The sequence below is a fragment of the Paenibacillus illinoisensis NBRC 15959 genome (assembly GCF_004000925.1).
Lineage (GTDB): Bacteria > Bacillota > Bacilli > Paenibacillales > Paenibacillaceae > Paenibacillus > Paenibacillus illinoisensis.
Map to the genome: position 1 here is coordinate 219,058 of NZ_BIME01000004.1, position 13,323 is coordinate 232,380.

Here is a 13,323-nt window from a genome sequence, read left to right on the forward strand (position 1 = left end):
CCTCTGTGTCATTGGAGGAGCGAATTCAACAGGTAAATCAGAAGATCGAAGCTGCATGCCAGCGCAGTAGCCGCCAGCGTGAGGACGTAAATGTGATTGCGGTCACGAAGTACGTCTCCCTTGAAACGACAGGCGCTGTGCTGGAAAGTGGCCTTGAGCATATTGGAGAGAACCGCTGGCAGGATGCACAAGCCAAGTGGGAAGCATTTGGTCAGCAAGGAACATGGCATTTTATCGGTCACTTGCAGACCAACAAAGTGAAAGACGTCATAGGCAAATTCCGCTACATACATTCACTGGATCGTTTGTCTCTGGCTAAGGAGCTGGACAAAAAGGCAGCTGCTCTGGGGACACAAGTGGAAACATTTTTGCAGGTGAATATTTCGGGTGAAGAGAGCAAATATGGGCTGCAACCCGAACAGGCGAGTTCATTTCTGCGTGAGATCAGCAGCTTCAGCAACCTGAAGGTCGTCGGTCTGATGACCATGGCTCCCCACGAAGAGGATCCGGAGCTTACGCGTCCCGTATTTCGTGGACTGCGTGAGCTGAGAGATCATTTGAATGGACAAGCCCTGACATCGGAACCATTGACTCAGCTATCGATGGGAATGTCCAATGATTTTGAAGTGGCGATTGAAGAAGGGGCAACATGGGTACGGCTGGGATCAATTCTCGTAGGAAAAGAGGAGGGTTCACGATGGGCGTAATGAATAAATTCATGAATTTCCTTGGTCTTCAAGAAGAGGAAGAGATTGTGGAACGCGAACGTTTGGCTGCACAAGAGGAGGCTGAATCTGAACAACAGGAAGCTGAAACCTCCAGTCTAGATAAACGTAGAAACCAAAGGGGGAATAATGTTGTGAGCATTCATTCCCAGAAAAATGTTAAAGTTGTCCTTTATGAACCGCGTTCCTATGACGAAGCTCAAGAAATTGCAGACCATCTTCGTTCACATCGTACAGTGGTTGTGAACCTGCAGCGGGTGCGCCAAGATCAGGCACTGCGCGTCATTGATTTTTTGAGTGGTACAGTTTACGCACTGGGCGGGGGCATTTCTAAAATTGGCGGCAACATTTTTCTCTGTACGCCGGATACCGTTGAAATTCAAGGAGCAATTACGGAAATACTGGCTGACAGCGAGCAAGATTACAACAGAATGAGGTGAGCCGCTTTTGTATCAACTTCAAGTCGTCGTGTTTTATCTGTTTGAGATTTATTTCTACATGATTATTGGATATGTATTGATGTCGTGGCTTCCGAACGCGCGGGAGAGCGTCATTGGTGAGTGGCTTGCCAAATTGGTGGAACCTTATCTGAGTCCTTTCAGACGTTTCATTCCGCCTTTGTTCGGCATGCTGGACATCTCACCAATCGTTGCGTTAATTACTCTTCAACTGGCGAGATCAGGTTTGCTCTCGATCATCAGCTACTTCTGATAGGGTAGGGTGAACATAGATGAGTGGTGAAATTTACGAACATTTTAGCCATGATGAGCGTGACTTCGTGGATAAAGCCTCGGATTGGGTGGAACGCGCTGGCAAGCTTCATGATATGAAGCTAACGGACTTTCTTGACCCAAGACAGGCCTTTATATTGCAAACGCTTGTCAATCGTCGCAATGACGTCCAGATTCGTCTGGACGGAGGCTACGAGGCAGCTGAACGCAAACGTGCGCTGATTGCACCAGATTATCGGTATCTCGATGATGAAGAAATGGGTATGCAGGTGCTTAGCATCACGTCAGATGATCAGAAAATTACAGAGCTGGAGCACGGGGACTACATGGGAGCCTTGCTCGGGCTTGGACTGAAACGCGGCAAGATCGGAGATATCCAAGTGCTGGATGACGGATGCCACACCGTGGTGGCAGCGGAGACCGGCGCTTTTTTATCGCTTCAATTGAACCAGGTTCATCGGGTTCATGTGTTTACAGAGCTTCTTCCTCTGCATCAGATGAAGTGGTCGGAGAGCAAACTGGAGACGATGGATATCACTGTTGCATCCTTGCGTCTGGACGGAATTTGTGCGGATGTGTACCGACTGAGTCGCAGTAAAGTGCTAGTTCCCATCAAAGCGGGCCGATGCCGGGTAAATTGGAAAGTCGAGGAAGATCCGTCCAAAGCTCTGAAAGCCGGGGACGTGGTCTCTATTCAAGGTTTTGGCCGTTTCAAGGTGCTGGAACAGGATGGGATGACCAAAAAGGGACGTTGTCGTGTAAAAATCGGCAAATTTGCTTAGCGGCATTGCAGGAAAACCCGTTTTCTTGTCGAAATGTTTAAGATAAAGGTGTAAAAAACATTCGCTGTTTCCGATATACATTGAAGTGCAAAGTCGATATAACTGTATTGGAATCAGAACGTCGATTCTGCAAGTGCAAGTCGTTCAAGCTGCTATATGACATCTTGCATACGACCCTTTGGGTAATACCCATGTGCTGCAAACCTTCTCGGAACGGGAAGGAACTTTAACAGGAGGTGGACAGCATGCCATTAACGCCGCTGGACATACATAACAAGGAATTTTCCCGACGCTTGCGCGGGTATGACGAGGATGAAGTCAATGAATTCCTGGATCAAGTCATCAAAGATTACGAAGGCGTCATTCGCGAGAACAAAGAGCTGAGCAATCAGTTGCTGTCCGTTCAGGAGAAACTGGATCATTTTGCCACAATTGAAGAGACGCTCAGCAAAACGATTATCATAGCGCAGGAAGCAGCCGACGATGTGAAGAACAATGCGAAGAAGGAAGCACAGCTCATTGTGAAGGAAGCAGAGAAAAATGCTGACCGGATCGTGAACGAGTCCTTGGCGAAATCCCGCAAGATTGCTTTGGAAGTGGAAGAACTGAAAAAGCAGGCTTCGATCTACCGGGCCCGTTTCCGTACGCTTGTTGAAGCACAGCTCGAACTGCTGTCCCAGGATGGATGGGAAGCACTGGAGAGTCGCGAACAGGAAGTCCGTGATCGTGAACGGGAAATGAAGGAAATTTATTAGTCTGCCTGCCCGGTTGACTTTTGACTCTAAAGAGGCTATAACTATATTCATAATGAATAATGATTCCATGACGGGTTCAAGTACGTTATGATCTCATCCCTCAGAGAGTTGGCGTTTGGTGCAAGCCAATGGATGGGTTATAGCCGAATATCTCCCCGGAGAAGTGACGCTGAAGCGGTGATGAATGGCCGTGCGTAAGCGAAACCGTAAGCCGAACGTTATATCGGCACCCTGCTGTAGTGAAGCGGGGCACAAGTGCTGTTAATGACAAAGCATACCCATGTGATTGGATATGGTTTGTGATGAACAGAATTAGGGTGGTAACGCGAGCACAACCTCGTCCCTTTCCAGGGATGGGGTTTTTTTGTGTCCAAAAATGTGAATTGTGGACGGTCCACAATCCAATTATTGAAAGGAAGATCATGATGCAAAGAGTGGATGTCAAAGAAAAAGCACGCGCTAGAGAACTACGCATGCTAAACAAGTGGAAAACGGAAAATACGTTTAAGAAATCAATTGAGAACCGTGAAGGCAAACCGAATTTCGTGTTTTATGAAGGACCGCCGACGGCAAACGGCAAGCCGCATATCGGTCACGTGCTTGGACGCGTTATTAAGGACTTTGTAGGACGTTACAATACGATGAAAGGTTACCGTGTGGTTCGTAAAGCTGGCTGGGATACACATGGATTGCCTGTTGAGCTTGGTGTACAGAAGAAGCTCGGCATTTCCCATAAGTGGGAGATCGAAGATTACGGCGTGGAAAAATTCATCAATGAATGTAAAGCGAGCGTATTTGAATATGAACAGCAATGGCGTGATCTGACAGAAGGTATTGCTTACTGGACGGATATGGATAACCCGTACATCACGCTGGACAACAATTACATTGAGAGTGTATGGAATATCCTTGCTACGATTCATGAAAAAGGACTTCTCTACCGCGGACATCGTGTGAGTCCGTACTGTCCATCTTGTCAGACTACCCTGAGTTCCCATGAAGTGGCCCAAGGGTACAAGGATGTCAAAGACCTAAGTGCCACAGCCAAATTTAAGCTGGATGACAGCGGCGAATTTGTACTTGCCTGGACGACTACGCCTTGGACACTGCCTTCACACGTTGCACTCGCGGTTAATCCGGACATGGATTACTCCCGTGTACGCCAGGGCGAAGAAGTGTACATCATGGCAACCAATCTCGTGGAAAAAGTCATGAAGGACTCGAAAGGCGAGTATGAAGTCATCGGTGCACTGAAAGGCTCTGATTTAGTTGGTAAAACGTATGATCCTCCATTCAACTACGTGCAGGCTGAAAAAACGAATGTCATTCTGGGTGCGAGCTTTGTAACGGATGCAAGTGGTACAGGGATTGTACACATGGCTCCAGCACATGGTGAGGACGATTACCGGGTATGCCGCGAGAATGGCATCAGCTTTGTCAACATGGTGGACCTTGAAGGTAAATTTGTGGCACAGGTTACGGATTTTGCGGGACGCTTCGTTAAGGATTGCGATATTGACATCGTGAGAAGTCTGTCCGAGAAAGGCCGCCTGTTCAGCAAAGAGAAGTATGAGCACAGCTACCCGTTCTGCTGGCGTTGTGATACACCGCTTCTCTACTATGCAATGGACAGCTGGTTTATCCAAACCACAGCGATCAAGGATCAACTGATTGCAAACAACAGTGAAGTGGAATGGTACCCAGGACACGTTCGTGAAGGACGTTTCGGAAAATTCCTGGAGGATCTGGTGGATTGGAACATCAGCCGTGATCGCTACTGGGGAACACCACTGAACATCTGGGTATGTGAAGAAACTGGCGAACAGTTCGCTCCGCACAGCATCGCTGAGCTGCGTGCACGTGCCGTTGGAGATGTACCAGAGAACCTGGAACTGCATAAACCATACGTAGACGAAGTCAAAGTACTCAGCTCCTGTGGCAAATATGAAATGAAACGTACTCCGGAAGTGATTGATGTCTGGTTTGACAGTGGTTCCATGCCATTTGCCCAGCAGCACTATCCGTTTGAAAATAAAGAAACGTTTGAACAGCAATACCCTGCGGATATGATCTGCGAAGGGATTGACCAAACACGTGGCTGGTTCTACAGCTTGCTGGCTGTATCTACTCTTTTGACAGGCAAAGCACCTTACAAGGCGGTTATGGCAACAGGCCACGTATTGGATGAGAACGGACAGAAGATGTCGAAATCCAAAGGTAATGTTATTGATCCATGGGAAGTCATTGAAGAATATGGTACAGATGCGTTCCGTTGGGCCCTGTTGTCTGACAGTGCACCGTGGAACAGCAAACGTTTCTCCAAAGGCATTGTGGGCGAAGCGAAATCCAAAATGGTGGATACATTGGTTAACACGCATGCCTTCCTGACGTTGTATGCGACCATTGATGGTTTTGATCCACAGGAACATCCGTTTAAGCCTTCAGCGCATAAGTTGGATCGCTGGATCTTGTCCAGACTGAACAGTCTGATCATCGTTGTGGAGAAGGCGCTGTCCGTCAATGACTATCTGAATTCATCCAAAGCGATTGAAGCCTTCGTCGATGAGCTGAGCAACTGGTACATCCGTCGTTCCCGTGACCGTTTCTGGGGAAGTGGCTTGACCGAAGATAAACTGGATGCTTATCGCACACTCACAGAGGTGCTTGTGACCACAGCCAAGCTGGTTGCGCCATTCACACCGATGCTTGCGGAAGATATCTATCTGAACTTGACTGCAGGTGAAAGTGTTCATATGGAAGACTACCCGGCAGCAAATGAAGCGTTGATCGATCTGGAGCTGGAACAGGATATGGAGACAGCTCGCCGAGTGGTTGAACTCGCTCGTAACGTGCGTAACGAAACAGGTATCAAGAATCGCCAGCCGCTGTCCGAATTAATCGTTTCGCTTGATAAAGGATTTGATCTGGCGAGCTATGAAGAGATCATCAAGGATGAGATCAATGTCAAAGGTATCCGTACGGAGCATAACGATGCCGAATTCGTTGATTTCACATTGAAACTCAATCTGAAAGTAGCGGGGAAAAAATACGGCAAGAACGTAGGCTTCCTGCAGAACTTCTTCAAAGGCATGTCAGCAGAGGAGACACGCAAAGTGGTGACAGAAGGTGTGCTGAATGTGGTTTCTCCGGAAGGAGAAGAGCTGCAGGTGACAAGTGAGGAACTGCTGGTGGAGAAACAAGCCAAATCCGGTTTTGCTTCGGCATCCGGGTACGGTCTGACGGTAGCACTCAACACCGAAATCACAACTGCATTGGAACAGGAAGGCTGGGTACGTGAAGTTGTACGTTCCGTACAAGACACACGTAAAAAATTGGATCTGCCGATTGAGAAGAGAGTACGCCTGACACTGGATGTTGATCCTGAGCTCCAGGCTGCAATCGAGGCATTTGATGAGGTCCTGCGTGAGAATGTACTCGTTACTGAAGTCACATTTGGTACCCATGAAGGTATGGAACGCATTGAAGCTGGCGGTAAAGCAATGGGCGTTTATATCGAGGTGTAACCCCAATCTTTTTCGATACAGATGAATCGATTGAACTTAAGTTACAAATGGATCCTCAATGAAGTAGAGTATCTCTATTCCATTTAGGAAAGGATATAGAGTATAGACAAACGAGCCTTAGACACAGGGAACAATCCCTGTATCTTGGCTCGTTTGGTTTTTATGCAAATGGGCAATGATTTCTATTGTGCAGTTACTCTATGATACCAAAGGAACTGAGCGAACACATGAATGAAGACAAGCAGGCATCGTCCGCTTCACCATCCAATCCACCACGCAGCGATAAAGACAAAATTGAGGAACTCCATACCCTGACGAACCGACTCGCTAACGAGCTTGAGCGTTCACGTATTGCACAATATACGGAATTGTTGAATCGGCCGTGGAAACTGATTGGACTCAACCTGTTATCAGGCGCAGCACGAGGTGTAGGGATCGCCATTGGTTTTACTTTTTTTGCGGCCACCATCATTTATGTGTTACAGGTGCTGGGAGCCCTCAATCTGCCAATCGTAGGAGATTATATTGCAGATATCGTCCGTATCGTACAGCGTCAGCTTGAATTGAACACCTATTAGAGGTGCAGCATGTCTAGTACATGTCATATGGATCAGAATCGTTGTCAATCTCGAGCAAGCCTTCACCCTCACGATTCTCCAAATACTGCCGGTATTGTCTGTTACGAACAATGGATACGTCATGACCATAAATATCGGTTGCTACGAAGCTCTCATAAGCTTCGACGCAGCCTTCAACCTCATCTGTAGCTTCAATGGCCATCACATCGTAACTGTCAATATCGCGACCTTCAGCCATGGCTGGTGTGTTCGATGTGCCCCAACTTTCAACGATCTGCCATGCATCTTCACCATCGAAGCCGTTCTGATCATCGCGCTCATCGAGACTCGTACGTCCAAAGGCCGGAGCCAGGAACTCTTCTTCCACCGGGCGGTTATCGGATACTACAGTTTCAGGCTGATGTTTTTTGCAATACTTGGTGTAAGGAACGGCTTGCATACGCTCGTAAGGAATGGGCTGCTGACAAACTGCGCAAGTTCCGTAATGGCCTTCTTCGATGGAATGCAGGGCAGAGTCGATACGCTCCAATTGGAATTCATCATGCTCCAAAAGGGAAATATCTTTCTCCCGGTCATACATTTCGGTAGCTACATCACCGGGATGATTATCGATAGGAGATAATTCACCCGTTTGAAATCTCATGGACCCGCTGAGGCCGTAATGGTCATTTTGCTCAAGCCGATGTTCAATACCACGTTTTTCAGCCATCAATTGGGAACGCAAGGATTGGATTTGTTCTGAAGTAAGATGTGCCATCGTTTTCCCCTTTCTGTCCGTCTGGAATCCGAATTTGGTCTCTGCTCTAGGATGTGCCAATCAGCCCTTGATTACAGAAGGGAAATGTTATCGATTTTGCCATTAAGAAAGGGAAAACGCCTGTCGTGGACGACTTCCAAACAGCTGTGCTACAATGAACAAGTCTGGCGTAAAGCCTGGTATGGTTTGGAAAAGACAAGAACGGAGTGACGAACAAACGTGGTGTATTATATCCTCGCTTTTATCGTATTTTTGGTGGATCAGGGAACAAAGTATTTAATTGCGACTCAAATGGAGCTTCGGGAAGAAATTCCGGTTATAGGCAATTTCTTTGTCATCACTTCACATCGCAACTCAGGCGCAGCTTTTGGTATTTTGCAGGACCAACGCTGGTTCTTTATCGTCGTTACCGTGATCGTGGTGATTGCTTTGGTCTGGTACTTGCAAAAAGTGAAAAACTCCCCGCATAAATTGCTGCCAGTAGCACTTAGTCTGGTGCTTGGTGGAGCTATCGGGAATTTCCTGGATCGCGCTTTGACGGGTGAAGTCGTGGATTTTGTGCAGCTTAATTTTGGCAGTTATACGTTTCCGATTTTCAATATCGCCGATTCAGCCATCTGTATCGGTGTTGCACTGATTATTGTGGAGACGTTTCTTGAGGGGCGGCGCGAGAAGGCAGCCGCGAAGATTGAAGGGAATGAACATCATGAGTAAAATGCACAATGAAGAACAAACTACTGGGGATACGTCTGTACAAGATGATGACCTGATGACTAATGAACGATTGGAATGGACTGTTTCTGCTGAACATAAGAAGGAACGCGTTGACAAATATATTACTGAAGCAATGGATAATGTCTCCCGCTCTCAGGTCCAACTATGGATCGGAGATGGTCTGGTTACCGTAAACGGAGCTGGTGTAAAGTCTAATGCCAAATTGGCTGAGGGTGATCGGATTGAACTTCAGATTCCTGAACCGACAGCTGTAGAGATCATTGCCGAAGATATTCCACTTGAAGTGGTATATGAAGACAGCGATGTCATCGTCATTAACAAACCACGTGGTCTTGTAGTGCATCCGGCACCGGGACATACATCAGGTACACTTGTGAATGCGCTCATGTATCACTGTAAAGATCTTTCAGGCATTAACGGAGAGCTACGTCCTGGAATCGTGCACCGGATTGATAAGGATACGTCAGGCCTGCTGATGGCTGCCAAAAACGATCGTGCTCACGCCTCATTAGCTGCCCAGTTGAAGGATCACAGTGTAAACCGCCGGTATATCGCACTTGTTCATGGTCATTTGAGTCATGATCAGGGAACGATCGATGCGCCTATTGGGCGTGATACGAATGATCGTAAAATGTATACCGTGACCGAACGTAACAGCAAACATGCTGTCACGCATTTTAATGTTACGGAGAGAATTAACGATTATACGCTGCTTGAACTGAAACTGGAGACAGGTCGAACGCATCAGATCCGTGTGCATATGAAGTTTATTGGTCATCCGCTTGTGGGAGATCCAATCTATGGACGTAACAAGGGGATCAAAATGAATGGACAGGCATTGCATGCCGCGGTTCTTGGTTTTGTTCATCCGGCAACAGGCGAGTACATGGAATTCTCAGCTCCGCTTCCACAAGACATGGAAGATGTCCTTGCTTCACTGCGCAGCCGCTGACCCCTCGGGAAAGTACAAATGTTCGGATAATTTGTCCATGGCTAAACATGGGCAAATGCTTCATATTAGATTGTAGAAATTTGCGTCAAATGAGGAGATGAACATGAGTATGAGTATCGATAAATATCAAGAAACATACATTCAAACCAATTTTGCCGACCGTATTGGCGGCTCCAACTATGGTAAAGACACCAACATCTATAAATTCGAGAAAATCAAACGCGCCAAAGCTTCGGCAAAGAAAGATTTTCCAAATGTTGAACTGATCGACCTTGGCGTAGGTGAACCGGATGAGATGGCTGATGCAGGCATCGTAGCTGCACTGGCGCAAGAAGCTTCCAAACCGGAGAACCGTGGTTATGCCGACAACGGGATCCCTGAATTCAAGGAAGCGGCAGCCGCTTACCTGAAAAATGTATTCAATGTTGAAGGCATTGATCCGGCAACGGAAATTGTGCACTCCATTGGGTCCAAGCCAGCTCTGGCAATGATGCCTTCGTGCTTCATTAATCCAGGTGATGTAACGATCATGACGGTTCCTGGTTATCCGGTTATGGGTACACATACCAAATACCTGGGCGGAGAAGTCTACAACATCCAGCTGACGAAGGAAAACAATTTCCTGCCTGATCTGACAACCATCCCTGAGGATATTGCAAAACGCGCAAAATTGCTGTATTTGAACTATCCAAACAACCCGACAGGTGCTGGCGCTACGGTTGAATTCTTCACTAAAGTGATTGAATGGGCGAAAAAGTACAGCGTAGTTGTTGTTCACGATGCTCCATATGCTGCACTGACGTATGACGGCAATAAACCATTCAGCTTCCTGTCCGTACCTGGAGCGAAGGATGTAGGCGTTGAGCTGCACTCCTTGTCCAAGTCTTACAACATGACAGGATGGAGAATTGGCTTTGTTGCAGGGAATCCGCTCGTGGTTAAAGCTTTCAGTGATGTGAAGGACAACAACGATTCGGGTCAATTCATCGCGATTCAGAAGGCTGCTGCCTACGGTCTGAACCATCCGGAAATTACGGAGAAAATCGCAGAGAAATATTCCCGTCGTCATGACCTGCTGGTTGCTGCACTGAATGAACTGGGCTTCCAGGCGGAGAAACCAAAAGGTTCCTTCTTCCTGTATGTTGAAGCTCCAAAAGGTGTAGTAGGCGGACGTCGTTTCGAGTCCGGGGAAGACTTCTCCCAATTCCTGATTCGTGAAAAATTGATTTCTTCTGTACCTTGGGATGATGCAGGTAACTTTGTTCGTTTCTCCGTTACCTTTGAAGCCAAAGGGGAAGAAGAAGAGAAACGCGTTATCGCTGAAATCAAACGTCGTCTGAGTGACGTACAATTCGAATTCTAATGGAATTCACCAATACAAGTGAATGAAATAAATCGAGAGACCGGAGACGGTCTCTTTTTTTATGTCCGTAATTTTATAATAAATTCCGTTTTATCCCTTTACAAAATTAACCAACAAACTTATGATTAAGTCTTTACGTTATTTTTATATACATAAGTAGGTTTGGAAGGGAGTTATGGAAATTGTTTACTTCAAGAACAAATACGGTGTCCTCACATACAGCAGGAACGGGTAACACCATGACAGGGTTGTTTAAGCTGCTGAGACCGAAACAGTGGACCAAAAATTTACTGTTATTTGCTGCGTTATTGTTTTCCTTTGAGGAAATTCGCACAGAGACCATTTTATCGACATTGCTTGGTTTTATTTTGTTTAGCCTCGTGGCAGGCTGTGTGTATATTTTAAATGATTACGTGGATCGGGACAGGGATCGACAGCATCCGGTGAAGCAGTTCCGGCCAATTGCCTCTGGACAGGTTCAACCTGCCTACGCTCTGCTGTTTGGCATAATCCTGTTGATTCTTTCTGTAGGCATTGCTTTTGTGATGAACCCGCTTTTTGGTGGACTATGCATTGTTTATTTCCTGTTGAACGTATCTTACTCTTTAGTGCTTAAACATCTCGTTATTGTGGACATGATGACCATTGCAGCAGGATTCGTTCTTCGTGCCATAGCGGGAGGTGTATTGATTCATGTACCTTTTACACCCTGGTTCCTGATCTGCACCATGCTGCTATCCCTATTTCTGGCGATTGGCAAACGGAGAAATGAGCTTACTCTGCTTGAGGGAAATACCGGTTCGCATCGTAAGGTGCTGGATAACTACTCTGTCACACTGCTGGATCAGTTTAATACCATCGTGACGACAGCAACGATTATTAGCTACTCTTTGTTCACATTCACCTCTGACCGTACAATTCACCTGATGTGGACCATTCCGCTGGTAATCTACGGCATGTTCCGATATCTGTATCTCATTCATATGAAAAACCAGGGGGGATCACCGGATCGTGTTTTGTTTGAAGACAAGCCCATTTTGGTTACCGTCATTCTGTACGTGGTTAGTGTTGTGGTCATCTTTGCAATTTTTGAATAAAGAGCATATCGATTAGAAAGTTTGAGGGGGATCAGGGTGAGAAGCAGTAAAATTGCCATTTTTGATATTGATAAAACGATTATACGCCGGGATTCGATGTTTCAGTTTGTACATTACGGCGTTCGCCGTTACCCTGGGCAGGTATGGAGACTTCCGCTTATTGCCTTTCATACTGCGATGTTCAAGGCAGGGCTAATGAGTGTGGAACAAGTCAAGCGTTCGTACTTTAAGAGTATTGAGCGCATGACCGAACAGGATCTGGAGCATTTTTTTGATACCCGATTGCGCACTGCCATTTTTGCAGAGGCCAGTGTGGAAATGCAGCATCGCAAGGAAGCGGGTTATCATGTGTTGCTCGTGACTGCGTCTCCGCATGCTTATATGAAATATTTTAAAAACTTCCCTTGGGTAGACCATGTCATTGGAACCGAACTGGTGCGCCACCAGAATGGGTATACCTGTACGATCGAAGGCGTTAATTGCAAAGGAGAAGAGAAGGTACGTCGGATACAAGCTTACCTGCGTGAAAAAAACATGGTTATTGATTACGAACAATCCTGCTCTTACTCTGATTCGTTGTCCGACCTACCGGTGATGCAGCTTGTGGCACAGCGCTATTTTATTAACAAAAGGGTTCCGGATATGGAGGCATTATCGTGGGGGAAATGAAGGGACGTCATACGGGCAAGGGGTTAATGCTTGTCTCCGCTTTCCTCACGGCCACCGGACAGTTGTTCTGGAAATGGGGGCTGACGGAGTGGATCTATCTGGGCATCGGATTTGTGTGCTATGGGCTGGGAGCCATCTTGATGATTAAGGCTTTTGCTCTGGAAAAGTTGTCTGTGGCTTATCCGTTGATGTGTGCAAGCTATGTTTTTGCGCTCATTTACGGTCACTTTCTGCTGGGAGAAGAGCTCACGATACAGAAGTTTGCAGCCGTTGTACTGCTCGGAATCGGGGTGACGTTAACCAGTGTTGATCGATAGCTGGATGGTGGTTGTACTGATTGTAATGACATTATGCGGTGCTATGGGTGGTGCTGGTTTGAAAGCCTATGCCACAAGTCGCAAAAAGCTGCATGTCCTCATGGGCCTCGGTTTTTATGGTATGGGTGCGCTTCTGAACATTGTGCTGCTGAAGTTCCTTCCCTTAACAGTGGTCCTGCCGGCCAATGCGCTGACGTATGTCTGGACACTTTTTATTGCAAAGTTTGCATTCAGGGAGAAGGTAGGCCCGCTTCGCTGGCTGGGTGTGGTTTGTATTATGGGAGGTTTGTGTTTCTTGGTTTGGTAATACGGATAGGAAATGCACAGAGTATTTTGAA

At 46.8% G+C, this 13,323-nt stretch carries 15 protein-coding genes and 1 other annotated feature; of the genes, 14 read left to right on the top strand and 1 reads right to left on the bottom strand.

Annotated features, from left to right (window positions below):
• The first annotated feature begins 5 nt into the window (after nucleotides 1-5).
• The 7 genes from PIL01S_RS12355 to PIL01S_RS12385 all read left to right on the top strand — a co-directional run bounded on the left by PIL01S_RS12355 (nucleotide 6) and on the right by PIL01S_RS12385 (nucleotide 7,095).
• The gene (locus PIL01S_RS12355) at nucleotides 6-707 is read left to right on the top strand and encodes a YggS family pyridoxal phosphate-dependent enzyme (RefSeq protein WP_127537789.1); all 702 of its coding nucleotides are present in this window, start codon (nucleotides 6-8) and stop codon (nucleotides 705-707) included.
• Nucleotides 698-1,165, top strand: coding sequence for a cell division protein SepF (locus PIL01S_RS12360; RefSeq protein ID WP_095289991.1), 468 nt, complete (start codon nucleotides 698-700; stop codon nucleotides 1,163-1,165). The genes PIL01S_RS12355 and PIL01S_RS12360 overlap by 10 nt, the downstream gene beginning before the upstream one ends.
• 7 nt (nucleotides 1,166-1,172) lie before the next feature.
• A complete protein-coding gene (locus PIL01S_RS12365; protein WP_227779725.1) occupies nucleotides 1,173-1,436 on the top strand; it encodes a YggT family protein in 264 nt (87 codons plus the stop codon).
• Nucleotides 1,437-1,455: 19 nt separating this feature from the next.
• Nucleotides 1,456-2,238 carry a YlmH family RNA-binding protein gene (locus tag PIL01S_RS12370; RefSeq protein WP_127537790.1) on the top strand — a complete coding sequence of 261 codons (783 nt, stop codon included), beginning with the start codon at nucleotides 1,456-1,458 and terminating at the stop codon, nucleotides 2,236-2,238.
• A 245-nt stretch (nucleotides 2,239-2,483) separates the two neighbouring features.
• On the top strand, nucleotides 2,484-2,993 hold the full coding sequence (locus PIL01S_RS12375) for a DivIVA domain-containing protein (protein ID WP_056696170.1): 510 nt from the start codon (nucleotides 2,484-2,486) through the stop codon (nucleotides 2,991-2,993).
• Between the two features lie 58 nt (nucleotides 2,994-3,051).
• Nucleotides 3,052-3,341 (top strand) — a binding site (T-box leader).
• A gap of 77 nt (nucleotides 3,342-3,418) precedes the next feature.
• Nucleotides 3,419-6,517 (top strand): isoleucine--tRNA ligase, encoded by a 3,099-nt coding sequence (gene ileS / locus PIL01S_RS12380; protein ID WP_127537791.1) that lies wholly within the window; start codon nucleotides 3,419-3,421, stop codon nucleotides 6,515-6,517.
• Nucleotides 6,518-6,744: 227 nt separating this feature from the next.
• The gene (locus PIL01S_RS12385; RefSeq protein ID WP_127537792.1) at nucleotides 6,745-7,095 is read left to right on the top strand and encodes a DUF5665 domain-containing protein; all 351 of its coding nucleotides are present in this window, start codon (nucleotides 6,745-6,747) and stop codon (nucleotides 7,093-7,095) included.
• 13 nt (nucleotides 7,096-7,108) lie between these two features.
• On the opposite strand, the gene PIL01S_RS12390 is transcribed toward PIL01S_RS12385, so the two are convergent.
• The gene (locus PIL01S_RS12390) at nucleotides 7,109-7,852 is read right to left on the bottom strand and encodes a TraR/DksA C4-type zinc finger protein (RefSeq protein ID WP_127537793.1); all 744 of its coding nucleotides are present in this window, start codon (nucleotides 7,850-7,852) and stop codon (nucleotides 7,109-7,111) included.
• 219 nt (nucleotides 7,853-8,071) lie between these two features.
• Here PIL01S_RS12390 and lspA point away from each other — a divergent pair, with 219 nt between their 5' ends.
• The 7 genes from lspA (at nucleotide 8,072) to PIL01S_RS12425 (ending at nucleotide 13,292) form a co-directional block, all read left to right on the top strand.
• Complete coding sequence (gene lspA, locus PIL01S_RS12395; protein ID WP_127537794.1) at nucleotides 8,072-8,566, top strand: signal peptidase II; 495 nt, start codon at nucleotides 8,072-8,074, stop codon at nucleotides 8,564-8,566.
• 55 nt (nucleotides 8,567-8,621) lie between these two features.
• Entirely contained in the window at nucleotides 8,622-9,539 is a 918-nt protein-coding gene (locus PIL01S_RS12400; protein WP_371859957.1) for an RluA family pseudouridine synthase, read from the top strand.
• A 109-nt stretch (nucleotides 9,540-9,648) separates the two neighbouring features.
• Nucleotides 9,649-10,902 (top strand): LL-diaminopimelate aminotransferase, encoded by a 1,254-nt coding sequence (locus PIL01S_RS12405; protein WP_110821237.1) that lies wholly within the window; start codon nucleotides 9,649-9,651, stop codon nucleotides 10,900-10,902.
• Nucleotides 10,903-11,084: 182 nt separating this feature from the next.
• Nucleotides 11,085-11,999 (top strand): decaprenyl-phosphate phosphoribosyltransferase, encoded by a 915-nt coding sequence (locus tag PIL01S_RS12410; protein WP_127537796.1) that lies wholly within the window; start codon nucleotides 11,085-11,087, stop codon nucleotides 11,997-11,999.
• A gap of 36 nt (nucleotides 12,000-12,035) precedes the next feature.
• The gene (locus PIL01S_RS12415; protein ID WP_127537797.1) at nucleotides 12,036-12,668 is read left to right on the top strand and encodes an HAD family hydrolase; all 633 of its coding nucleotides are present in this window, start codon (nucleotides 12,036-12,038) and stop codon (nucleotides 12,666-12,668) included.
• Complete coding sequence (locus PIL01S_RS12420; protein WP_095359818.1) at nucleotides 12,665-12,985, top strand: EamA family transporter; 321 nt, start codon at nucleotides 12,665-12,667, stop codon at nucleotides 12,983-12,985. Before PIL01S_RS12415 ends, PIL01S_RS12420 begins: the two co-directional genes overlap by 4 nt.
• The gene (locus PIL01S_RS12425) at nucleotides 12,972-13,292 is read left to right on the top strand and encodes a DMT family transporter (RefSeq protein WP_246058217.1); all 321 of its coding nucleotides are present in this window, start codon (nucleotides 12,972-12,974) and stop codon (nucleotides 13,290-13,292) included. The genes PIL01S_RS12420 and PIL01S_RS12425 overlap by 14 nt, the downstream gene beginning before the upstream one ends.
• The last annotated feature ends 31 nt before the right edge of the window (nucleotides 13,293-13,323 follow it).